Here is a 21,831-nt window from a genome sequence, read left to right on the forward strand (position 1 = left end):
CCGCCTGGACGCCTGCTTTCAAAGCCGGAAAGGGCTCGGGATGATGGGGGCTGCCAGGGAGTTGTACTGGCTGCATCCGTTTTCCCCCCAGACCGGAGAGTCGATGACCCGCTTCCTCCTGGGCGCCCCCGCCCTGCTCGCCCTCGTGTCATGCGCTGGTGCCCCGCCTCAGCCGGCCGCCGCCACCCCCGCATCCCAGGTGGCGCCCGTCGTCGAGCGTGTCATCGCGGTGCCGGACGTGCCGCGCATGACGCGCAAGGAGCAGGTGCGGCGCATCCTCCCGCACAACGTGCGGCTGCAACTGGCCTCGCAGGGCAGGGTGCGCAGCACGGCGTCGGGCGTGGTGGTGGGCGCCGAGCGGGACGCGAACGGAGCCACGGTCGCCTGGGTGGTCACCAACGCACACGCGGTGGCCATGGACGGGATGGAGGCTCCGGAGCTGCGCGTGCTGGTGGATCGCCGCGCGGAGTCGCTGGAGCACCGGGGCGAGGTGGTGGCGATGGGCGAGGTGCCTGACCTGGACCTCGCGCTGGTGCGCGTGCCGGGGCTGGACCTGCCTGCGGTGGAGCTGGCGGACGACGCGGAGCTGGAGCTGGGGGAGGACGTGGTGGTGGCCGCCTCGCCGTTCGGCCGCGCGCTGTCGCTGTCTGGCGGCATGCTGTCCCAGGTCGAGTGGGACAAGGCCTCCCAGCGCCCGAAGATGGTGAAGACGGACGCCCCCATCGGCTACGGCGCGTCGGGCGGCGGCATCTTCAGCCTCACGACGGGCCGGCTGCTGGCCATCGTCGAAGGCTACCGCACCGCGAAGGTGGACTTCGAGGTGCAGGAGGAGAACTACAGCTTCGACGTGCCCATGCCCGGAGAGACGTTCGCCGCACCCAGCGCGAAGGTGCGCCACTTCCTCCAGGCCAAGGGCTTTGGCCGGCTGCTGGCGCGCAAGCCGATGACGGAAGGTGGCGTCGCACACGCCGCCGGGCGTTAGTCCCTTCGCGCGGCGTCCCAGTCCTCCGGGCGGGCTGGCAGGAATCTCGACACCGCGCGCGAGCGGGGTACATCCGCCGGACTGGAGGCGTGGGATGGCCGGACGTGTCTCGTGGGATCAGTACTTCATGGACATCGCGACGCAGGTGGCCTCGCGCGCCACGTGTGATCGCAAGCACGTGGGCGCCGTCATCGTCCGGGGCAGGACCATCCTGTCCACCGGCTACAACGGCGCCATCCGCGGGCTGCCGCACTGCGATGACGTGGGCCACATGATGGAGAACGGACACTGCGTGGCCACCGTCCACGCGGAGGCCAACGCCATCATCCAGGCCGCCACCAACGGCGTCAGCATCGAAGGGGCGACCATCTACACCACCGCCTCGCCTTGCTGGCCGTGCTTCAAGCTGATCGCCAACGCGGGCCTGGTGCGCATCGTGTTCGGCGAGTTCTACCGGGACCCTCGCATCTTCGAGTACGCGGCCCGGCTGAAGCTGGACCTGGTGGGTCTGGGCGACGCCGCCCGGCCTCCCGCCTCGGGTGCCTGATCACCCCGCACCGCGGGGCAGTCCGGGCATTTCCGCGCGGATCGCGCGGGCTCCTCAATCGTCACCTGAAAAACACTCGCGGGCGGACGTAAGTCCGCGCCGTGTATGGGGAATTTGCCACTTCCGGCAAGAATTACCGCCCCAGGGTTGACGATGTTGGAACGGCTCCCTAACTCTTGGCTCCGGTTGGGCGGCGGCGGGGGTGGATCAGGGAAAATCCCGAGGAGTTCCAGTTGGTTACCTCGACAGCAATGTCAAATAGTGCATCCTCTGTTGAGGACGCGCCGCAGCCTGTGGTGGGCGCGGCCCGGTATCTGGCCGTCCCCACGCTGATGGACAGCCTGCTGCACGACGTCCGCAATCCGCTGAACGCGCTGGCCATCCATCTGGAGGTCCTGTCGGAGAAGCTGAAGGCGGAGACGGGGAGCGTGCCGCCTTCGCAGGAGAAGAACCTCAAGGCCATGCGCGATCAGATCCAGCGCGTGGACGGCATCCTGAAGCTGTTCAGCGACTTCGTCGTCTTCCGAGGCGGCGCGCCGGGCGTGGCGGACCTGTCGGAGGCCACCACGCGGGCGCTGGGCGTGCTGGGGCACGAGGGCCGCAAGCGCCGCGTCCAGGTCCAGGCGGCGGTGGAGGCGGGCGTCCAGGTCCGCCTGCAGGACACGTCGGAGCTGGGCTTCTTCCTCATCCAGGCGCTGCTGCGCGCCTTCCGCCGGGCGGAGAATGGCGGCTCCATCCGGGTCACGGTGCGCGGGGACGAGTCGAGCGCGGTGCTGGAGGTCGAGGACTCGGCCGGCGCCTGCCCCGAGCCCCTGCCCGAAGCCGTGGCCGCGCTGCAGCTGCGCTGTTCACAGTTGGGCGTCGACCTGTACGTCCGGGCGGGGCTGTGCCGCCTGAGTTTCTCCCGCGCCTGAGTGTCTCATCTGGACGGGCCGGCTTCTGATTTCGAGTCACGACAACTTCGCGTCACGACGCAGTACGGGAGGTCTTCACTTGGGCAGCGCACGAATCCTGGCCGTGGATGACGAACGCGACACGTGTGAGGCGCTGGCGGACATGCTCAGCGCCTGGGGACACAAGGTCGAGATCGCATTCGACGGGCATGACGCCCTTCGCAAGGCGAACGAGTTCCGGCCGGACGTGGTCCTGTCGGATCTGGCCATGCCGGAGACGGATGGGCTCTGGTTGCTGCGCAACCTGAAGGAGGAGCTGCCGGACTGCCCGGTGGTCTTCCTGACGGGGCGAGGCACCATCGACGCCGCGGTGGAGTCCATCCGCGAGGGCGCCTACGACTTCATCGTCAAGCCGCTGGATACCGCGCGGCTCAAGGTCTGTATCGACCGGGCGCTGGAGAAGAAGGAGACGATGCGCGAGGTGCAGACGCTGCGGCGGCGTCTGAAGCAGCTCGGCTCGTCGGACCTGATTGCGCAGTCCGTGGGCATGCGCAAGGTCATCGAGCTGGTGGAGAAGGTGGCGCCCTCCAAGGCCAGCGTGTCCATCAGCGGCGAGTCCGGCACGGGCAAGGAGGTGGTGTCCCGCGCGGTGCACAACCTGTCCCTGCGCCGCGACAAGCCCTTCATCGCCATCAACTGCGCGTCCATCCCGGCCACGCTCATCGAGTCCGAGCTGTTCGGCCACGAGCGCGGCGCCTTCACTGGCGCGGATCAGCGGCGGCCCGGCGTGTTCGAGATGGCCCACGGCGGCACGCTCTTCCTGGACGAATTGGGTGAGATTCCCATCGAACTGCAGGCCAAGCTCCTGCGCGTGCTGGAGGAGGGCAAGCTGCGCCGGCTGGGCGGCAAGGTGGAGATCGAGGTGGACGTGCGCGTGCTCTGCGCCACCAACCGCGACCTCAAGCAGGAGATCAAGAACGGGCGCTTCCGCGAGGATCTCTACTTCCGCCTCAACGTCTTCCAGATCCACCTGCCGCCCCTGCGCGAGCGCCGCGACGACGTCCCCATCCTGGTGCAGCACTTCGTGGACAAGTTCCGCGGCGACTCCGGCAAGCGCGTCAGCGGCGTGCACCCGGAGGCCATGGAGGTCCTGAAGAACTACGACTGGCCGGGCAACATCCGCGAGCTGCGCAACGCGGTGGAGCGCGCCGTCATCCTGTGCGACGGGGAGCTGATCACCCGCGAGCACCTGCCGCCCGACATGGCCGGCAAGAGCCCGGAGCGCCACACCTTCCGGCTGCCCTTCGGCCTGAGCCTGGACGCGGTGGAGCGCGAGTACATCCTGGGCAGCCTCCAGCGGAACGGGAACAACAAGGCCCGCACCGCCGAGGTGCTGGGGGTGAGCGAGAAGACGCTCTACAACAAGCTCAACCGCTACGCGGCCGAGGCCCGCGCGCAGCAGGCGCCCGGCGGCGGTGGCGGCCCCCTGGGCGGGCAGGGAAGTGACGGCGCGATGGGGGCCATGGGCACCAACTCGTTCGTCATCCGCTGACCTCACAGGTAGGAAATCCCCTTCGGATTCCGGGCTCTTGGCCCGGCTCGGAGGGGATGCCCGCCCAGGCGGCGACCCCGCCGCGAAACCCCCGTCAATTCTTGACTTTTGACCTCCGGACGGGGGATTCTTGGGGGGTCTCCCACCCACAGGGAGTGCCCGGCCGTACATGTTCCACGCCTCGGGCAACTCCAGCGGCGCCAATCTATTCGGGCGCCCCGGAGTGTGCATCGGGTGCCGCGGGGGGGCACAAGGAAGGCCACAACGCAATGAGCGACGCGCGAGTACTTCACTTCTTCGGCGGCAAAGGCGGGGTAGGTAAGACCACGCTCGCGGCGGCATATGCGTTGAGGCTGTCGGAGGATGCGCCCAAGGAGCGGGTGCTGCTCGTGTCGTTGGACCCGGTCCGCTCGCTGTCGGACCTGGTGAAGAAGAAGCTCCCGGCCAAGGCGACCAAGCTGGTCCCGGGCAAGGGAGACGGCGGCGTGTACGGCCTGGAAGTGGAGCCGGCAGCGCTCATGAAGCCCTTCCTGGCCTCCTACCTGCCAGCGCTGTCGAAGGCCGCGGCGAAGGGCACGCACGTGTCGGAAGACGACATGGGCAAGCTGTACCAGCAGGCCGTGCCGGGACTGGAGGAGCTGGTGGCGCTCTTCCACGTGGTGGACCTGCTGGAGGGCGAGGAGTTCGACCGCATCGTGGTGGACGCCGCGCCGACCAGCCACACCCTGCGGCTGTTCGACCTGCCGACGAGCCTGCGCAAGTTCCTGGGCCTGGTGAAGGCCGGTGGGGACAAGACGGAGGCGCCGCCGAAGAAGGGCAAGAAGGCGGCCGCCGCGGCCGAGGCGCCCGGCTTCCTGGAGCAGGTGGGGCAGAAGGCGGAGAAGCTGCTGGCGCTGCTGAAGGACACCACGCGCACGGCCTTCCACCTGGTGGCGCTGGCGGAGCCGGTGCCCGAGGCGCAGACGCGCATGCTCTTCGCCCAGCTTCGCGAGCGCGGGCTGCCGGTGACGGAGATCGTCGTCAATCAGATCGAAGACAAGGACGGCTGTCCCGCGTGCCAGGGCCGCCGCGGCCTACAGGCCCCCCACGTCCGCAAGTTCCAGGCGCTGGACAAGACGGTGCCGGTGCACCTGCTGGGCCGGCGTGAAGTGGCGCCGCGCGGGCTGGATGGCTTGGCGCTGTTCGCCAAGGCCTGGGCCGCTGGCAAGGAGACCAAGGCGCTGGAGTTCGCCGCGGCCGAAGGGCCTCCGGCGCTGGTGCGCGCGCCGTCCATGCCGCCCATCGCCGCGCCGCCGCTGCCGCCCACGCGGCTCATCTTCTTCGTGGGGCAGGGCGGGGTGGGCAAGAGCTCCTGCGCCGCCGCCGCCGCGGTGACGCTGACGGAGAAGGAGGGGCCGGTGCTCCTCATCTCCACGGATCCGGCGCACTCGCTGTCGGACGTGCTGCAGAGCCGCCTGACGGACACGGAGACGCAGGTGAAGGGCACCAAGGGCCTGTACGCGCGCGAGCTGGACATCGCCGGCTGGTTCAATGCCCTGCGCAAGCGGGTGAAGGAGAAGGCGGAGAAGGCCTTCGAGGGCGCGCCCCGGTCGGGCAGCGAGGTGCCCTCGGATCTGCTCTACCTGCGCAACCTGCTGGAGTGCGCACCGCCGGGCATCGACGAGCTGGCCGCGCTGTCCTGCCTGACGGACGCGCTGGTGCAGGAGCGCTTCAAGCGCATCGTGGTGGACTCGGCGCCGGTGGTGACGTCCGTACGCGTGGTGGAAATGGCGGAGACGGCCAAGACGTGGCTGGGCGCGCTGCACGCGGTACTGACCAAGCACCGCGCCAAGGGCCTGGGCGAGCTGGCGGACGACATCGCCGGGATGATCAAGCACGTGAAGCGCTTCGAGGACGCGCTGGCCTCCCCGAGCGAGGCGCGCTTCGTGGTCGTCACGCGTGGCGAGGAGCTGGCCGCGGCCCGCACCGAGCGGCTGGTGGAGTACCTGAAGGAGAAGAAGCTCCCCGTGGAGCGGGTGCTCGTCAACCGCGTGGGCCCCAAGTCCACCTGCGACAAGTGTGAGAGCCGGCGCAAGCTGGAGCTCAACGCGGCGAAGGCCATCGAGAAGAAGCTGGGCCTGCCCGTGACGATGGCGCCGGCCCTGGGCCGTCACCCGGCGGGTCTGCGCGAGCTGAAGGCCTTCCGCACGGCGTGGTACGCGCTGTCGCCGCCGGCCGCGAAGACCAAGGCGGCCTGAGTCCAGGCGCGTTGAGAATCGAGCCAAGGGGGCCCTGCCGGGCATCGTTTCACCCGGCGGGAGTGTCCTGGCCGTTGTGCAGAAGTAGAGGGGGCCGCCGCCACATCCGCCTCACGCCCTGATTCCACCCCGAAGAATCATCCCTTCCCACCTGCCCCCGTGCGCACCATGACGACGCGCGGCATGGGTGCCAAGGGGGTTGCGCGGGCCGTATCTGAAAGCGAGCGTGGCTCACGCCGCGACTGATGGCTGGAAGGCATGGAGGCCCGCGGGGGCTCACGCCTCGCATTCCGAAGGTGAGTCGGTGAACGTCTCCAGGCCGGGGAAGGTGAGCGCGCCCGTCTCCGTCAGTGTGCCTTCCAGCGGCGCACGGCCGCTCAACCGGAGCGTTACCTGCCTGCCGCGTACCGTGTAGCGGCCCCGCGTCTCCTTCTGGCGGGCCGTCCCGTCGTCGCCCACCTCCTTCGTCCACAGGGTGACCCTGCCGGAGGGGCCGAAGCGCAGCCCCTGGGTGGTGCCGTAGACGCCCACACCCGGGCCGAACCAGGACACCTCGCGCAGCAACACGGGGACATCCGCCTCCCTCGCCGGGCTGCGGCCCAGCAGCTTCTGCCAGCCCAGGGTGTCCCGGATGGGGGTGAAGTCCGCGTCCTCCTTCGCGCGGGTGAGCCGCCGGGCGTCCAGCTTCACCGCCTGGGTGAGGTGCTCGACGATGACGTCCCGGTGGGCGCTGTACTCGCAGACCTTCCCCTGCTTGCGGAGCATCCCCAGGGTGGCGGCCAGGTTGTAGTGCGCCAGCGCATAGCCCGGGGACTCCCGGGCGGACGCCTGGAAGCGCTCCAGGGCCTCTGGGTAGCGCCCCGCCTGGTACAGTCGGAAGCCCTGGGTGTTCAGTCCCCGAGCATTGGGGGTGGACGCGGCGCCCGTGAGGGCCATGAGCAACAGGGGCAGGGCGGGGTGCATGTGCCTCCAGACAGGGGTGCGTAAACGCTTGCGCGTTGAAAGCCGCCTTACCCTGGTGCTAGTTCCGCGCCATGGCAACCGGTACCAGCTATGTGCTCGAGTTCGAGCGCCCCCTGATTGAGCTGGAAAAGAAGATCGACGAGCTCAAGGTCCTCTCCACCAGCGGCACGGTGGACTTCTCCTCGGAGATCTCCAAGCTCGAGAAGAAGGCGAAGAAGCTCCAGACGGAGATCTTCAGCGACCTGACGCGGTGGCAGGTGGTGCAGATGTCCCGGCACCCGAACCGCCCCTACTTCCTCGACTACGTCCACTACCTCTTCACCGACTTCGTCGAGCTGTGCGGTGACCGGGCCTTTGGCGAGGACCCGTCCATCGTCGGCGGCTTCGCGCGCTTCGACGGCAAGCCGGTGATGGTGATGGGCCACCAGAAGGGCCGCAACACCAAGGAGAACATGGCGCGCAACTTCGGCATGCCGCGCCCGGAGGGCTACCGCAAGGCCCGCCGCCTCATGGAGCTGGCCGAGCGCTTCGAGAAGCCCATCCTCACCTTCGTCGACACGCCGGGCGCGTACCCGGGCATCGGCGCCGAGGAGCGTGGGCAGGCCGAGGCCATCGCCGTCAACCTGGAGGTCATGAGCCGGCTGCGCGTGCCCATCATCTCCACGGTGGTGGGTGAGGGCGGCTCCGGTGGCGCGCTGGCCATTGGCGTGGGCAACCGCGTGCTGATGCTCCAGAACAGCGTCTACTCCGTCATCTCCCCGGAGGGCTGCGCCTCCATCCTGTTCCGCGACGCCGCCAAGGCGGACAAGGCCGCGGACGCGATGCGGCTCACCGCGAAGGACCTGCTGGAGATGAAGATCATCGACGAGGCCATCGCCGAGCCCGCGGGTGGCGCCCACCGTGACCCCGCGAAGATGGCGGAGGCGCTGGGCAAGACGCTGCGCAAGCATCTGGGACAGCTCGCCGAGCTGTCGCCCGATGAACTGGTCCAGGACCGGTACGCGAAGTTTCGCGCGCTCGGTGTGTTCTCCGGACGCTGAATCCACGTTTCCAGGGCCTTTTTCACCATGCGACCGCTCGTCCCCACCCACGTTGAGACCCTCAAGCCGTACGTGCCCGGCAAGCCCATTGAAGAGACCGAGCGTGAGTTCGGCCTCAAGGGTGTCATCAAGCTGGCCTCGAACGAAAACCCACTGGGGCCCTCCCCGCGCGCCGTGGAGGCCATGCGGAACATCTCTGGCGCGACGCACCTGTACCCCGACGCCACGTCCTTCCACCTGGTGCGCAAGCTGGCCGCGCACGTGGACGTGAAGCCGGAGCAGGTGGTGCTGGGCAGCGGCTCCAACGAGCTCATCGAGCTGCTCATCCGCACCTTCACCACGCCGGAGGACGAAATCCTCCTGTGCCAGGGCTCCTTCTCCGCATACCGCATCTCCGCGCAGGCCCATGGGCGGCCCTTCGTGGAAGTGCCCATGCGCGAGGGCTTCCAGTACGACCTGGAGGCCATGGCGAAGGCCATCACCCCGCGCACGCGGATGGTGTTCCTGGCCAACCCGGACAACCCCACGGGCACCGCGTTCAGCCGCGACGCCCTGACGCGCTTCCTGGCCGCGGTGCCGCCGGAGGTGCTGGTGGTGCACGACGAGGCCTACTTCGAGTTCGTCGAGTGGCCCGAGTACACCAGCGCCGTGCCGCTGGTCGGCCGGCACCCGAACCTGGTGGCGCTGCGCACCTTCAGCAAGATTCATGGGCTGGCGGGCGTGCGCTTGGGCTACGGCATCATGGATGCGCGGCTGGCGGCGTACCTGCACCGCACGCGCATGCCCTTCAACCTGACGGTGCTGGCCCAGGCCGCGGGTCTGGCGGCCCTGGAAGACGCCGAGCACGTGCGCCGCACGCGTGAGATGAACCGCGCGGGTCTGGACTACTTCGCCACGGAGTTGCCGAAGCTGGGCGGCACGCTCACGCACAGCCACGCCAACTTCGTGTTCGTGGACTTCGGCCGTCCCGCGGTGGCGCTGTACGAGCAGCTGCTGCGCAAGGGCATCATCGTCCGGCCCTTCGCGGGGCAGGGGTTCCCGAACCATGTGCGCATCTCCGTGGGCACGCCCGCGGAGAACGCGCGCTGCGTCCAGGTGCTGAAAGAGATCCTGTCATGAGCGCCCGGCCCTTCATCGTCGCCATCGACGGCCCCGCGGGCGCCGGCAAGTCCTCGGTGTCCAAGCTGCTGGCGCGCCGGCTGGGCTTTTCGCTGGTGGACACGGGCGCCATCTACCGCTGCGTGGCCTTGATGGCCCAGCGTGAGGGCATTGCCTTCGACGATGACGCGGGCCTGGGCGAGCTGCTGGGCCGCGTGCACATCCACTTCCAGGTGGTGGGGGAGGAGAACCACGTCTTCCTGGGCGGCCAGGACGTGTCCGGGGAGATTCGCACGCCAGACATCTCCATGGCGGCGTCCCAGGTGTCCGGGCGGCCGGTCGTGCGCGCGGGCCTGCTGCAACTCCAGCGGCGGCTGGCGCTGGAGTCGGAGAAGGGCGCCATCCTGGAGGGCCGTGACATCGGCACGGTGGTGTTCCCGGACGCGGACGCGAAGTTCTTCCTGGCGGCCAGCCCCGAGGTGCGCGCCCGGCGCCGCTACGAGGAGCTGTTCCAGAAGGGCGTGGAGAGCAGCCTGGACGCCGTCCTTGCGGACCAGACGAAGCGGGACCGCGACGACTCCGCCCGCGCCGTGGCGCCGCTGAAGGCCGCCGAGGACGCGGTGCACGTGGACTCCAGCAGCATCCCCCTGTCGGAGGTGGTGCACGGGATGGAGTCTGAAATCCTGCGCCGGATGGCGCAGCGCGCCTAGCGCGGGTGGGTGAACCTTGGCCCGGCGCAGAGGACGACGCGCCGGGCTCAGCGGGAGCGCTTCGCCAGCGCCTTCTCGTAGGCGGCCTGCAGCTCGCCGAAGACCGAGCGCGCCGGCCGCGGCGCGCCGAGATGCAGGTGGCGCAGCTCCTCCATGAAGGCGTTCCAGAGCGGAGCGCCGCCCTTCTCCAGCAACTCCGCGCGGACGGACAGCTCCTTGCTCGGGCGCGTATGCCGGCGGCCCCAGGCGCCCATGTGCGCCAGGAGTGGCACGAGCTGGATGGCCGCTTCCGTCAGGCTGTAGATGAATTTCTGCCGGTGGGTGGGATCCGCGCGTCGCGTCAGCAAGCCGGACGCCGTCAGGCGCTTCAGCCGGTCCGCGAGGATGTTCGAGGCGATGCGTTCCTCGCTCTGCGCGAGCAGCTCGCCGTAGCTGCGCCTGTTTCCGAACATGACGTCGCGGATGACGACCAGGCTCCAACGGTCGCCGAGCTGTTCGAGCGTCAGGTTGATCGGGCAGCCGGATCGCCCTGTCTGCGCCATGGCCATTCTCTCCAGGCTACTCCTTGCGATGTGCAAGTGGTAGGGATAGGGTTTCGACTGCTTGCAATCTGCAAGTGGTTTGCGACAGGAGTCCGCCGATGTCACTCGTGCTCTACGGTCATCCCTTTTCTTCGTACACGCAGAAGGTCCTCATCGCGTTGTACGAGAACGGCACGCCCTTCGAGTTCCGCTGTATCGGGCCGGAAACACCTCAGCACTCGGCCGAGTGGTCGCGGCGCTGGCCGCTGCGCAAGTTCCCGCTGCTGGTGGATGGCGAGCGCGACATCGCCGAGACCAGCATCATCATCGAGTACCTGCAGCTCGTACATCCGGGGCCCGTGCGTCTGTTGCCCGCGGACCCGATGGCCGAGCTCGACGTGCGCTTTCTCGATCGCTTCTTCGACCTGCACGTCATGAACGCGGCGCAGCACGCGGTCGATGGCGCGCTGACGGGGGATTCGGTGAAGCGCCAGGAAGGATTGGCCCTGGCCGTGAAGAAGCTGGAGGTCGCCTACGCCTGGCTCGAAGGGCAGCTCGCCGGCAGGACCTGGGCCGCCCCTGGGGAGGACTTCACGCTGGCGGACTGCGCGGCCGCGCCCTCGCTGTTCTATGCGGACTGGACGCACCAGATTTCCGATGCGTTTCCCGTGCTCCGCGCCTACCGCTCGCGGTTGCTTGCGCGCCCGTCCTTCGCCCGCGCGGTGAATGAGGCGCGGCGATTCCGGCCGCTCTTTCCCCTGGGCGCGCCAGACCGGGATTGACGCTCGGCGCGCGCCCGCGCGTCGTCTCGCGGGCCTGGCGCCTCAATCGGAGCCTAGAAGCTGACACCTTCCTTCGACGGCGCGGGCACCTGCAGCGGCAGCTTCAGCGTCCCCGTGCCGTCGCCGTAGAAGGAGTGGTAGAGGAACAGGTCCGCCACCACCTGCTTCACGTAGCCGCGCGTCTCCTTGAAGGGGATGGTCTCCACGAAGAGGTCCAGTGGCAGCGAGCTCCGCTCCTGGACCCACTTCGCCGCCGAGCCTGGGCCCGCGTTGTACGCGGCCGCCGCGAGCACCGGGTGTCCAAAGCGCTCCATCAGCCGGGACAGATACCAGGCGCCATAGCGGATGTTCCGCTCGGGGGAGAAGAGGTCCGCGGGCGCGGGGACGGGCTCCTTCAGCTTCTCCGCGATGGCGTTCGCCGTCTTGGGGATGATCTGCATCAGCCCTCGCGCATCGGCGAAGCTCATCACCTCCGGCCGGAAGGCGCTCTCCCGTCGCATGATGGCCCACACCAGGTAGGGGTCCACCTGGTGCTGCGTCGCCGCGCCCTCCACCGCGGTGGCGAAGGCGCGAGGATAGAAGGGCGCCAGGGCCTCCGGAGCGCGCGCGCCGAAGGCCCGTCCCCACAGGTGGCGCGCCGCCACCGCGTGGGCGTGGCCGTACTCGCCCAGTCCCAGCAGCGCGTGCGCGAAGGGCAGGGCCTGGTCCGCCGAGCGCAGCCGCGCCGCGTGGGCTTCCACCTCCACCGTCGCGTCACGGAACAAGCCCGCGCGCGTCAGCTCCACCGCCAGCTCCAGCTCGGGCGGGCGGGGCAGCTTCAGCACCTGGGGCGGCTGTGGAAAGTGCGCGGGCGTCTTCAGGCTCAGCGCCTTGAGGCGCTCGTTGGCCATCAGCGCGTAGAAGGACGCGGGCGCCGAGGTGATGACGGCCTCGTACGCGGGGCCCAGCGTGTCTGCCTTCGCGCCGTCGAGCTCGCGGCTGCGCGCCATCCAGTAGCGCGCCTGCGGCCCCATGTTGCTCTTGGGGTAGGCGGTCAGGAACGCGTCCAACGCGGCGCGGGCCTTCGCGTACTCCTCCTGACGCAGGTGGGCCAGCGCGCGGAACCACATGCCTTCGTCGCGCCGGCGTGAGCGCGGATAACGCGTTTCGAAAGCCGTGAAGGCCTGCACCGCGTCCGCGAAGCGCCCGGCCTGCAAATCCAACCAGCCCGCGAAGAAGGCGCCCTCATCACCCGCGGGCTGCGAGGGGTACTTCTTGTCCAGGGCTGCCATCAGCGTTCGGGCCTTGGCGTTGTCGTCCGCCTTGAGCGCGCGCCGAGCCACCAGCAGGTCCGCCTGAGCGGCGACGGCGGCGGGGCCCTTGCGCGCCAGCGCGAGCGCCTTCTCCGCATCCTCCATCCGCCCCAGCGCGAACCAGGCCCTCGCGCGCAATAGCGCCACGCGGGCCGCCTGCGCCTTGTCGAGCTTCACCTTGTCCAGCGTCGCCAGCTCGTCGAGTCCGCGCTGCGTCGCGCCCGCGTCCAGGAAGCGTTCCGCGCGGGTGGTGCGCTCGATGTAGCCCAGCTTCACCGGGGGCGTGCTGCCGTCCGTCAGCCACGCCATGGCCTCGTCGCCGTAGGGGTGGGTGGGGAAGCGCAGCGCCACCGTCATCATGTCGGCGCGCTGCCCGGCGCGGTTGCCGGAGCCGCCTCGCGCCAAGGCACGCTGATAGAGCAGCTCCACGGTGGGCGACGCCTTCGCGGCGGCTTCCAGTACCTGGGCCGCGTCCTGGGGCTTGCCTGCCTTGAGCAGTGACTCACCCAGCCGCGCTCGGGCACGGGCCGCGAGTTCCGCGGGTGCCTTGGATTCCAGTACTCGCGCGAAGTCCTCGGCCGCGCCCGCGGCGTCCCCGGCGTAGAAGCGGGCCTGGCCCAGGTAGAAGGCGTGGTACGGCGCCAGCAGTGGAGGGGCGGGCCAGGCAGCCAACAGCTCCCTTGCCTCGGCGGCCTGACCGTCAGAGAGGGCGAGCGTCCCCGCGAGCAGCGCCAGCCGCCCCACGTCATCGCACTTCTTCTCGGCGCAGGCCGTCAGCTCCGCGCGCGCCAGGGCGGCCGCATCCGGCTTGTGGAGGCGGACGGCCTCAAGCGCCGTGGGGGACTGTCCCAGCGACATCCCCGCAACCACCCCCGCAACCCACCCACTCCAACTCATGTGGTCTTCCTTTCACGACGCGGCTTTGCGGCCTGCCAACGAGACGCACACACCGATCATTCCCCTTGCCCCGCAGGGAGGGTGGTTTGACAGCGGGCGCGACAAGTCCTAGATCCGCGCGGCGTCGGGTCAGTCCAGACTGTTCAGCACCCGATGTCATTCGCTGAAAGCGTCCTGGCGATTACGTGCACTTGGGTAGGAACTGCCGACCCATTGCGTCACCCGGAGTGAATCACTACCTTGCGCCGCCGCTCAGCGCCACTCCGGTCCGTCGTTGCATGGCGGGTCCAGTCGTTGTCGTCAGGTAGCACTGCTCGTTCACAGCGCTCGGGGGGGAAACAGTTCAGAGGGAGGGCTTCATGAAGCCGTGTCCAGCCGATCTGCCACAAACCATCAACCCCGAAGCCGGGCCGAAGCGAGCCGGCGTCGAGACCCACCGCAACCTCAACTGTCATCAGTATGACAACTGCCTGGATGAAGCCGTCCGGCGAGGTTGGCAGTCGTTCACCTGCATGAAGTGTCCGATGTATCAGCAGGTGGCGCCGCCGCAGATGGGGCTCGAGGCCTACGCCACGCAGCGCCGGCCTGTCTGAACGGGGTTCATGGCGTTGACGCCCCTGGCCACACACACCGGGGGCACCACCACGCACGGCGCCTCCGTGCGGGACGTCAGGGGACGGCCGCGTAGATGACGGCCACCCAGTATTGATTCGTGCCGAAGCGGCGGGAGTCTCCCCGCACCACGCCTACGCCCACGCGGTTGTTCGAGGCGTCGGCCATGCTGCGGGACTCCGGAATCGCCGTGGGGTCCGACACCACGAAGAAGTCCACGGACGCCGTTCCCGCGTCGGGCAGCAGCTCGAAGACGCGGTCGTGCACCGGGGCTTCACCCGGCTGGGCCGAGGGCTGGTCCAGCTCCAGCGCGCGCTTGGCGTGGGCGCGTGCCAGTGACTCGAGCGCGGCGTTGCGCGTCAGGGGCGGCAGCTTGCGGGACGCGCGTCGCCGGCTCAGGGCGTCGTAGGCCTCCTGTTGCGGATCCGCCAGCTCCGGCGAAGCGGGCGGGGCGACGGTGAAGACCTCGGTGAGGACGGCCTCCTGGCGCCCGTTCACCGTGTGGAACGCCACGCCCACGCCCATGAAGCGGAAGCCCGGGTCCAGCACGTTGCGCCGGTGTCCAGGGCTGTGCTCAATGCCGAAGTGGGCCGCCAGCGGCCCCGGTGCCAGGCCCAGGTTCTCTCCCGCGCGCACGTAGCGTGCGCCCGCCGGCAGGCGCTTCGTCAGCGTGGAGCCGTCCGGGGCGATGTGGGCGAAGAAGCCCTCCTTCGACATGCGCGCGCTGTAGTCCTGGGCCACCTGTTCCAGCACGGCGTCGGGGGACAGTTCGGGCAACGCGTGGGCGCGGCGGAGGGCGTTGATGCGCTCGTAGACGGCCCGGCGGGCGTCCTCCAGCGTGGTGGGCTCGGCGGTGTCCTCGCTGGCGGCGTGCTTACGGGGCTCGCCCTGGTCCACCAGGAAGAGCGCCGCCACCTCCGGCCCGCCGTCCGCGCGTCCCACCACCTCCACGGTGTACGTACCCGGCGTGGCGAAGGCGAGCCGGCTGCAGAAGCCGCCCCCCGCACCCCGGTTCTGGACGGGCATGAGGCTCACCCCGCCGTTCGGCTGGGTGACGTACACCTCTGCCCGCCGCAGCGGTGGGACCAGGGCGCCGCAGAGCGTCATGGCCGAGCGCTCGCCCTTGGCGATGAGGCGCGGGAAGTCCCGGAGCTCCGCCTTGCGGTCCACCAGCAGCAGGACGAGCGCCGCGCGCTTGCCGAGGACGGACACTCCCACGCCGAAGTGTGAGGCGCGCTCGCTGTTGAAGTCGTCGCGATCGAGGAAGGTCTCGATAGCATGCCGTGGCACCCACGCCCGGATGACCAGCGCGCGCGGCGAGGGGTCCGCCGCGCCCGCGTCACTGACGGCGGAGGTGAGGGTGAAGAGGCCCGGCGCACCGGTGGTGTAGTCGGTGAGGGCCTCGTGTGCTAGCCGCCGCGCGGCGGTGGTCAGCTTCGGGTCTTCCACCGGGGCGCGCCGTCCCACGCGCTCGAATTCGCGGCTGACGTGCTGAGCGGCGCTGCGTTCCATTTCGGCCGACGCCGACGGAGCGGCGGCCATGACGGTGATGAGCGCCAACAAGGCCATCATCGGCGCGCCACCTGGAACGTGAAGGAGAGGGACTTCACCGTGTCCGGGCCGAGCCGCGCGTTGAGCTGCTCGCAGAGCGAGGCCGCTTCGGACTCCAGCGACTGGGCCCACTGGGCGCCCGTCACCGCCACCACCAGGGTGGTTCCGTTCAGGGCCTGAGGGGTGGTGTGGCGCGCGAGGTGTGGACCAACCACCGCCTCCCACACGGGCGCCAGCGCGTGGCCCTTTCCCGACTCTCCCGCCAGCCGTGCCAGGACGCGGGGAAGGAGACTTTCCAGGGACTTGGGTTCACTGCGAGCCATCAGGAGGCGATCATCGATCTGTTAACCCTGAAAGCCAACCATCCCGTGCGGAGGAGGGGCGCACGGCGGGCGGACCGGCTATGATGGGGCTCGAAGTGCGGCGGCCGGCGCCGCGTACCGTCGCGCAGCGCGCGTCCTGCCTGTAAGGTCGCGGACGGTCCCCCCGGAGCCGCATCCGTATGAATCACCCCCCCCGTCCCCTCGTGCTGGCTTGCCTGGCCTGTGTCCTGCTGTACCTGAACGGCTGCGGCGGCATGGACATGGGACCTGACAGCCCCGTGGGTCCGATCCCCCAGGGGACTTACTGTTCCGTCGATCAGGACTGCCCCAACCCCTCGCTCTTCTTCTGTGACTCGGCCACCTCGCGCTGCGAGCCCGCCTGCCTGACGCGCGAGGATTGCGGCGTGGCGCGGCGGGGCACTCATGCGCTGGCCGCGTGTGACGAGGTAGGCGGCGCCGGCTGCCAATGCGACATGAACCGGTGCGTGCCCGTTGTCTGTGCCGCCGACACGGACTGTGACTCAGGCACGGTGTGCCGAGACGGCGCGTGTGGCTCGCCGCCGTCCGAAACCCGCGCTGTCGCCTGCGAGGTGACGCCGGACGTCGTCGTGGGCACCCCTGGCATGACGGTGGACTTCCGCGTGTGGGTGCGCGAATCGACGGGCGCTCCGTTGGTGTTGCGTGACGGCGTGGCATGGGAGGTGTTGTCTCCCTCCGTGGTCGGAGGCGGGGACGGCCACCAGGCCTCTGTCGTGTTGGGCAAGCCCGCCTCGGAGCACCCGGCGCTGGCGGTCCGAGTGGGCAACGTCTCCTGCCATGCGCGCGTCACCGTGCTGCCCGCCGAAGTGGCCCCGGGTGGGGTGCGCGTGCTGGTGGTGGACGCGCTGACCGGGCGCCCGGTGCCGCTGGCCGTCGTCGCGGTGTCCGCCGATGACGGCGGCCTGGGGGCGACCATGGTGACGAACGCCGACGGAGCCGCATGGGTGCCCGCGGAAGGTGAGGTGGCGCTCTCCGCCTTCCACTCCGACTACGGCTACCTGACGCTGGCGCGCCACGACGCGAGCCAGTTCCGCGACGTGCGGATGGCCCTGCGCCGCAACCCCTTGGACCGCTTCGGCGGCGTGAAGGGCCCATTCCCCACGTTGACGGAGACCTTCTCGACGGCGGTCTCGCTGCGCGTGGGGCTGATGGGGTTGTCCGTGCCGGGGCTCCCCTCCGACCTGGCTCCCGAGTCCTTCCTGGGCCCGGAGCACGAGGTGGCGCTCCCCTTGGGCACCGGCCAGGACCGCCTGTCGCTGCCGTCGGGCAGCGCACTGTGGTTGACGGGCAGCACGGCTCCAGACGTCGCGGCCCCGGGCGTGGCGGGTGTGTGTGACGGCTCGCTACCGGGCGTGCTGGATGCGGAGCTGGCCATTCGCACGGGCGCCTGTGGGACGCGGACGGCCTGGGCGCTGACGGGCGCGCTCCCCCTGAAGGAACTCCCCCTCAACCTCCTGGCGCCGGGGACGGATCCGCTGCTGCAACTGGGGCAGCTGTTGCCCGGCTCGACGCGCTTCTTCTCGGCGCTGTCACGTGACGCCCGCTTCACCCTGGCGCCCACGCCCGGCATCCTCACCGGCGAGCCGGACACCCGCGCGGCGGAGTACGCGCAGGCGCTGCCTTTCGAGCGGGAAATGCCGGGCGTACGGCTGTCGTTCCCCTTCGCCGTGCGTGTGCCGCCGCTGCCTCAGTACCGGGGCGCGCACCTGGACCGCGCCTACGTGCTGGCCACCGTGGCGGTCCCCGGCCGGGGCATGGTTCCGCTGGGGCTGGGCGCCGCGGCCAACGCGGCGCCGGCCGATCCGAACACGGACGCCGATGCGCGGCTGGGCCGGCCCGGGCTGGTGCCCGTGCGCATGGCGCCCACGCACCGGGGCCTGGAGGGACTGCCGTACCGGCTGGTGGTGTCCGCCACGTCAGGGAATCAGGCCGAGGACGGCACGGTGGCGACCAGCACGCTCGTGGCGAGCCTGCCCAGGCCGGAGTTCGACCCGGACGGCGTGCAGCCCGTGGACGCGGGGCTGAGCTTCCTCTCCCTTCCGGAGTCCGTTCGCTACAACTTCGACGGGAACCCCCGCGGCGAGCTCGTCGGCCGCGAGTTCCAGGCCCAGGTGGACGGACGGGCCAGCGTGGTGCGCGCCGAGTTCACCAACCGCGCCGGCCGCCGCTGGACGGTGTTGATGGACCCGGACGATGCCGACGACGGCGTCGTCGTTCCCCAGCCGCCGCTGGGGTTCGAGGACCGCACCTTCGACGGCGTGTTGCAGGAAACGCGGGCGAAGCTCCAGGTGGAGGCGCTGCGCGTGCGGGGCCTGGACCGGCGCGTGGGGCTGGGCCCGTCCCGCCTGGTGGCCCCGGAGGGCCTGGGCGCGGAGCGGCTCGCGGACCTGACGGATGCCGTCGCCACGCTGAGCCTGGGCCGGCCGGAGGTGACGTGGCGCCATCCGGAGGCGGAAGGGCAGCGGCTGGCCCGAGGCAGCGCGGTGCGGGTGAGCGTCTCCGGCTTCCGGCTGGGCACGGGTTCTGGCGGCGAAGGCCAGGTGCGCGTCAGCATGCGGGGCGGCTCGGGTTGCAACGACCAGGCGCTGTTTGCCTCCGCCCCCATCGCACCGGGACGCGGCGAGGTGGAGCTGCAGCTCCCGTCGACGTGCTCGGGGCTGGGCGTGTTGCTGGTGGCCACCCTGGTGGACCTGGAGGGTGACCCCCTGCGTCCGCTCGTCACCGCGACCCGGAAGGTCGACATTCCCTGAGGCCCGAGTGCGGGAACACCCATCTGGGTTTTCGTGCGCTGGCTCGCTTTCTTGATTTGCCGGGTGGTAGCGTTGTCGTCCCGGGAGGCATGGTGCAGAAGGAGACGGTCGTCACGGTCATCTCGAAGATCTCCGACCGGCCGGTCAACCTCGACGCGGCGCTGGTGGTGATCTACGGCTTGGACCTGGGGCGCAAGTTCGACCTCACGTCCGAGGAGACGCTCATCGGGCGCTCGTCCAAGGCGGACATCCAGATCGACCAGGAGTCGGTCAGCCGCAACCACGCGAGCATCACCAATTCGCGCGAGGGCGTGCGCATCCGCGACCTGGGCTCCACCAACGGCACGTTCGTCAACGACGAGCTGGCGGAGGGGGTGCGCGAGCTGCGCAACGGCGACCTCGTGAAGATTGGCCGCACCATCTTCAAGTACATCGCCGGCGGCAACATCGAGGCCGCGTACCACGACGAAATCTATCGTCTGACCACGATGGACGGCCTCACGCAGATCTACAACCGGCGCTACTTCGACGAGCAACTGGACCGGGAGATTTCGCGGAGCCGCCGCTACGAGCGGATGCTGTCGCTGGTGCTGCTGGACATCGACCACTTCAAGGCCGTGAATGACAAGTACGGGCACCTGGCGGGGGACTCGGTGCTCAAGCAGCTCGCATCCACGGTGCGCACGAAGATCCGCCGTGAGGACGTGTTCGCGCGTTACGGCGGCGAGGAGTTCGCCATCCTGCTGCCGGAGGTGTCGCTGTCCGGCACGCGTCAGCTCGCGGAGAAGGTGCGCCGGCTGGTGGAGAAGCAGCGCTTCGAGTTCGACCGGCAGGTGATTCCCGTCACGGTGTCCGTGGGCCTCGCGGTGTTGGAGCCGCACCACCGCGAGCCGGGGGAGCTGGTGCGCGATGCCGACGAGAAGCTCTTCGATGCGAAGACGTCCGGCCGCAACCGCGTGGTGGGCTGAGTCTCCAGCCCACCCCGTGCCTGTCCAGGCGCTTCCGCTTCAGCCCGCGAAGACGGAGCGGCGCTCGCGCAGCAGCGACTGGAGCATGCTCTGGATGGCCTCACGGGTGCGCTCGGTGAGGTGCTGGACCTCGCCCAGGTCGTCCGCCGCCTCGGGCGCGAGGTCCTCGACGCCAATGGGTTCGCCGAAACGGATGCTCCACTTGGCCGGCAGGGGCAGGGGGCCCAGCGGCGTGAGGGGCACGTAGGGCAGTCCCAGGAAGGAGGCAGGGATGCGGCCCAGCAGCGGTGACGTCTCCTCCGCGCCGACGATGGCCACCGGGACGATGGGCGCGCCGGTGCGTAGCGCCAGCTTCACGAAGCCGCCGCGGCCGAAGCGCTTCAGCCGGTAACGCTCACCGAAAGGCTTGCTGAGTGCCTGGTAGCCCTCGGGGAAGACGACCAGCGGACGATGCTCGTCCAGGAGCCGCAGCGCGTTCTCCGGGCAGGCCCGCACGGCGCCGAGCCGGTTGAAGAGGGTGCCCACCATCGGCGCGTGGAAGATCTGGTCCTCCACCAGCCAGCGGGGCTCGCGCAGGTCCGGGCGCTCACGCGTGAGGGCCATGGACATGACGAGCCCATCGTAGGGCAGGGCGCCCGAATGGTTGGCCACCAGGATTGCCGCGCCCGGGGGCACGTGGTCCACGCCCTGCACTGACACGCGCCAGTACTGCGAATAGAGGAACTCGAGCACGGGCTCCAGCCGCTCGACGAGCGACGGATCCTTGCCGTACTCGTCCAGGTTCGCGCCACCGCCAGTGCCCAGGCCGGCGCGGAGCATGTCCTTCAGGCCGCCCATCGCGAGCAGCGCCCGGGCCAGACTCTCGCTCGCCAGGGCCTGCCCGGCGATGTCGCGCGCCAGGGACAGGGCCGCCACGGCGCGCTCCGCCAGGGGACGGATGCCGTCGGGCTCGCCCCGTCCGGACTCCGGAGAGAAGGACTCCCGATAGGACGACTCACCCGCGTTCGTGGCGGGCGGAGGCACCAGCGACAGCGGGCCCCTGCGGCTGGGAGGGAGCTCGTCGCGTGTTGCATCCGGGAGCTCTACTTCCGGCTCCACCGCGGACGTGTCCGCTTCTTCCGTCACCACGACGCGGACCGGCGTCTCCCGCTCCCACCGGGTGACGGCCGGAGCATCCGGTGTGGCGTGGAGCGCGCGCACCTTGTCGATGGCGGCCCGTGCGGCGCTGTCCGCGACCTGCGCGGCCACGGCGGCGGCGAGCTCCTGCTCTTGTTCCAGAGTCTGGGCAGGAGCGCCCCGCTCCAGCGCTTCCTCCACCGCGGCTTCGGCCAGCTCGGTCGCAAACTCGGTGGCCATGAGCCGCTCGACCTCGGCGTCGGGACCGGCCTCCGCGCCCAGCGCCGCGTCCACCGCGGCGGTGGCGGTGGCTTCGGCCACGTCGGCGGCCAGGGCTTCCGCCAAGGCAAGGTCCACGTCGCGCTGCTTCGGCGTGGGGGCACCGGCATCGTTCACCGGGCCGGGGGCTTGTGAATCCAGCGTGAGCGGCGTGGACACCGCGGGCTCGCGCAGGGGAAGCACGGCGTCGTCCGCGTCGTGGGCAGAAGCCTGCGGCGTCCGCTCCTGCTGGGACGGGGCGGGTTCGCGCGGCGAAAGCGCGGCGTCCGCTGCCCCGTGCACGGGGGGCCGCTGGGCTTGGGGCCCAGGGGCATTCGTAGGCTGTACGCGGCCCTGCGGAGTCGCGGCGTCCGCTGCCTCAGTCCTTTCGGCCTGCGGCGCGGGGGCATGCGTCCCCGATGCCTGCGCCGGAGGCCGGGCATCCGTGGCGGCGCCCTTCATGCCTCCGGCCGCCTTGCCTCCCTTGGCCTTCCCGGACGTCTTCTTGCCCTCATGCTTGCGCGACTTCGCGGCAGCCGCCTTGCCACCGCCCTTCGCGGACGCCGTCCCGCCAGGCCCCGGCTTCTTCTTCGTCTCCGCGGCGGCGGCCTTTTCCTCGCCACCCGGCGTGGAGGATTCGGTGGGGCGCGACGCGGCGCCGCGCTTGAAGGGATCGTTCCCAAGGACACCCTTGGCCATG

Annotated in this window: 18 protein-coding genes; 12 read left to right on the top strand and 6 right to left on the bottom strand. The window is 70.2% G+C overall.

Features of this window, described 5'->3' with window-relative positions; translation table 11 throughout:
• Positions 1-103 precede the first annotated feature (103 nt).
• From FMP39_RS12250 to FMP39_RS12270, 5 genes are all read left to right on the top strand, one after another.
• A complete protein-coding gene (locus FMP39_RS12250) occupies positions 104-982 on the top strand; it encodes a serine protease (protein WP_141590087.1) in 879 nt (292 codons plus the stop codon).
• Between the two features lie 94 nt (positions 983-1,076).
• Positions 1,077-1,529, top strand: a complete 453-nt coding sequence (locus tag FMP39_RS12255; RefSeq protein ID WP_141590088.1) for a cytidine/deoxycytidylate deaminase family protein — start codon at positions 1,077-1,079, stop codon at positions 1,527-1,529.
• A gap of 176 nt (positions 1,530-1,705) precedes the next feature.
• Complete coding sequence (locus FMP39_RS12260) at positions 1,706-2,443, top strand: histidine kinase dimerization/phospho-acceptor domain-containing protein (protein WP_141590089.1); 738 nt, start codon at positions 1,706-1,708, stop codon at positions 2,441-2,443.
• 79 nt (positions 2,444-2,522) lie between these two features.
• Positions 2,523-3,974 carry a sigma-54 dependent transcriptional regulator gene (locus tag FMP39_RS12265; RefSeq protein WP_141590090.1) on the top strand — a complete coding sequence of 484 codons (1,452 nt, stop codon included), beginning with the start codon at positions 2,523-2,525 and terminating at the stop codon, positions 3,972-3,974.
• 269 nt (positions 3,975-4,243) lie between these two features.
• Entirely contained in the window at positions 4,244-6,211 is a 1,968-nt protein-coding gene (locus FMP39_RS12270) for an ArsA family ATPase (protein ID WP_141590091.1), read from the top strand.
• 276 nt (positions 6,212-6,487) lie between these two features.
• Here FMP39_RS12270 and FMP39_RS12275 read toward each other — a convergent pair whose 3' ends face one another.
• Positions 6,488-7,174, bottom strand: a complete 687-nt coding sequence (locus FMP39_RS12275) for a tetratricopeptide repeat protein (RefSeq protein WP_228557921.1) — start codon at positions 7,172-7,174, stop codon at positions 6,488-6,490.
• Positions 7,175-7,245: 71 nt separating this feature from the next.
• Between FMP39_RS12275 and FMP39_RS12280 the strand changes: the two genes are divergently transcribed.
• Genes FMP39_RS12280 through cmk form a run of 3 tightly spaced genes read left to right on the top strand, consistent with a single transcriptional unit; the run spans position 7,246 to position 10,022 of the window.
• A complete protein-coding gene (locus FMP39_RS12280; RefSeq protein WP_011554047.1) occupies positions 7,246-8,214 on the top strand; it encodes an acetyl-CoA carboxylase carboxyltransferase subunit alpha in 969 nt (322 codons plus the stop codon).
• Between the two features lie 27 nt (positions 8,215-8,241).
• The gene (hisC, locus tag FMP39_RS12285; RefSeq protein WP_141590093.1) at positions 8,242-9,333 is read left to right on the top strand and encodes a histidinol-phosphate transaminase; all 1,092 of its coding nucleotides are present in this window, start codon (positions 8,242-8,244) and stop codon (positions 9,331-9,333) included.
• Positions 9,330-10,022 (top strand): (d)CMP kinase, encoded by a 693-nt coding sequence (gene cmk, locus FMP39_RS12290; RefSeq protein ID WP_141590094.1) that lies wholly within the window; start codon positions 9,330-9,332, stop codon positions 10,020-10,022. Before hisC ends, cmk begins: the two co-directional genes overlap by 4 nt.
• Before the next feature lie 47 nt (positions 10,023-10,069).
• On the opposite strand, the gene FMP39_RS12295 is transcribed toward cmk, so the two are convergent.
• Entirely contained in the window at positions 10,070-10,570 is a 501-nt protein-coding gene (locus tag FMP39_RS12295) for a helix-turn-helix domain-containing protein (RefSeq protein ID WP_141590095.1), read from the bottom strand.
• A 92-nt stretch (positions 10,571-10,662) separates the two neighbouring features.
• Here FMP39_RS12295 and FMP39_RS12300 point away from each other — a divergent pair, with 92 nt between their 5' ends.
• Entirely contained in the window at positions 10,663-11,325 is a 663-nt protein-coding gene (locus FMP39_RS12300; protein ID WP_141590096.1) for a glutathione S-transferase family protein, read from the top strand.
• Positions 11,326-11,378: 53 nt separating this feature from the next.
• Here FMP39_RS12300 and FMP39_RS12305 read toward each other — a convergent pair whose 3' ends face one another.
• Complete coding sequence (locus FMP39_RS12305) at positions 11,379-13,514, bottom strand: transglycosylase SLT domain-containing protein (protein ID WP_141590097.1); 2,136 nt, start codon at positions 13,512-13,514, stop codon at positions 11,379-11,381.
• Positions 13,515-13,873: 359 nt separating this feature from the next.
• Here FMP39_RS12305 and FMP39_RS12310 point away from each other — a divergent pair, with 359 nt between their 5' ends.
• Positions 13,874-14,107, top strand: a complete 234-nt coding sequence (locus tag FMP39_RS12310; RefSeq protein WP_002636478.1) for a hypothetical protein — start codon at positions 13,874-13,876, stop codon at positions 14,105-14,107.
• A gap of 76 nt (positions 14,108-14,183) precedes the next feature.
• On the opposite strand, the gene FMP39_RS12315 is transcribed toward FMP39_RS12310, so the two are convergent.
• Both FMP39_RS12315 and FMP39_RS12320 read right to left on the bottom strand, forming a co-directional pair.
• Entirely contained in the window at positions 14,184-15,698 is a 1,515-nt protein-coding gene (locus FMP39_RS12315; protein ID WP_141590098.1) for a CAP domain-containing protein, read from the bottom strand.
• Positions 15,695-16,000, bottom strand: coding sequence for a DUF721 domain-containing protein (locus FMP39_RS12320; RefSeq protein ID WP_141590099.1), 306 nt, complete (start codon positions 15,998-16,000; stop codon positions 15,695-15,697). Before FMP39_RS12320 ends, FMP39_RS12315 begins: the two co-directional genes overlap by 4 nt.
• 179 nt (positions 16,001-16,179) lie before the next feature.
• Between FMP39_RS12320 and FMP39_RS12325 the strand changes: the two genes are divergently transcribed.
• A complete protein-coding gene (locus tag FMP39_RS12325; RefSeq protein ID WP_141590100.1) occupies positions 16,180-18,789 on the top strand; it encodes a carboxypeptidase-like regulatory domain-containing protein in 2,610 nt (869 codons plus the stop codon).
• A 92-nt stretch (positions 18,790-18,881) separates the two neighbouring features.
• Complete coding sequence (locus FMP39_RS12330; protein WP_011554038.1) at positions 18,882-19,757, top strand: GGDEF domain-containing protein; 876 nt, start codon at positions 18,882-18,884, stop codon at positions 19,755-19,757.
• A gap of 39 nt (positions 19,758-19,796) precedes the next feature.
• Here FMP39_RS12330 and FMP39_RS12335 read toward each other — a convergent pair whose 3' ends face one another.
• The gene (locus tag FMP39_RS12335) at positions 19,797-21,830 is read right to left on the bottom strand and encodes a lysophospholipid acyltransferase family protein (protein WP_141590101.1); all 2,034 of its coding nucleotides are present in this window, start codon (positions 21,828-21,830) and stop codon (positions 19,797-19,799) included.
• Between the last annotated feature and the right edge of the window lies 1 nt (position 21,831).

The sequence above is a fragment of the Myxococcus sp. AB056 genome (assembly GCF_006547365.1).
Classification (GTDB): domain Bacteria; phylum Myxococcota; class Myxococcia; order Myxococcales; family Myxococcaceae; genus Myxococcus; species Myxococcus virescens.

What these genes read in the sequence shown, in the direction of transcription:
- FMP39_RS12280 (WP_011554047.1), top strand. Translation starts at nt 7,246, where the DNA reads ATGGCAACCGGTACCAGCTATGTGCTCGAGTTCGAGCGCCCCCTGATT.
- hisC (WP_141590093.1), top strand. Translation starts at nt 8,242, where the DNA reads ATGCGACCGCTCGTCCCCACCCACGTTGAGACCCTCAAGCCGTACGTG.
- FMP39_RS12270 (WP_141590091.1), top strand. Translation starts at nt 4,244, where the DNA reads ATGAGCGACGCGCGAGTACTTCACTTCTTCGGCGGCAAAGGCGGGGTA.
- FMP39_RS12315 (WP_141590098.1), bottom strand. Translation starts at nt 15,698, where the DNA reads ATGATGGCCTTGTTGGCGCTCATCACCGTCATGGCCGCCGCTCCGTCG.
- FMP39_RS12305 (WP_141590097.1), bottom strand. Translation starts at nt 13,514, where the DNA reads ATGAGTTGGAGTGGGTGGGTTGCGGGGGTGGTTGCGGGGATGTCGCTG.
- FMP39_RS12255 (WP_141590088.1), top strand. Translation starts at nt 1,077, where the DNA reads ATGGCCGGACGTGTCTCGTGGGATCAGTACTTCATGGACATCGCGACG.
- FMP39_RS12325 (WP_141590100.1), top strand. Translation starts at nt 16,180, where the DNA reads ATGAATCACCCCCCCCGTCCCCTCGTGCTGGCTTGCCTGGCCTGTGTC.
- FMP39_RS12250 (WP_141590087.1), top strand. Translation starts at nt 104, where the DNA reads ATGACCCGCTTCCTCCTGGGCGCCCCCGCCCTGCTCGCCCTCGTGTCA.
- cmk (WP_141590094.1), top strand. Translation starts at nt 9,330, where the DNA reads ATGAGCGCCCGGCCCTTCATCGTCGCCATCGACGGCCCCGCGGGCGCC.
- FMP39_RS12335 (WP_141590101.1), bottom strand. Translation starts at nt 21,830, where the DNA reads ATGGCCAAGGGTGTCCTTGGGAACGATCCCTTCAAGCGCGGCGCCGCG.
- FMP39_RS12310 (WP_002636478.1), top strand. Translation starts at nt 13,874, where the DNA reads ATGAAGCCGTGTCCAGCCGATCTGCCACAAACCATCAACCCCGAAGCC.
- FMP39_RS12300 (WP_141590096.1), top strand. Translation starts at nt 10,663, where the DNA reads ATGTCACTCGTGCTCTACGGTCATCCCTTTTCTTCGTACACGCAGAAG.
- FMP39_RS12295 (WP_141590095.1), bottom strand. Translation starts at nt 10,570, where the DNA reads ATGGCCATGGCGCAGACAGGGCGATCCGGCTGCCCGATCAACCTGACG.
- FMP39_RS12275 (WP_228557921.1), bottom strand. Translation starts at nt 7,174, where the DNA reads ATGCACCCCGCCCTGCCCCTGTTGCTCATGGCCCTCACGGGCGCCGCG.
- FMP39_RS12320 (WP_141590099.1), bottom strand. Translation starts at nt 16,000, where the DNA reads ATGGCTCGCAGTGAACCCAAGTCCCTGGAAAGTCTCCTTCCCCGCGTC.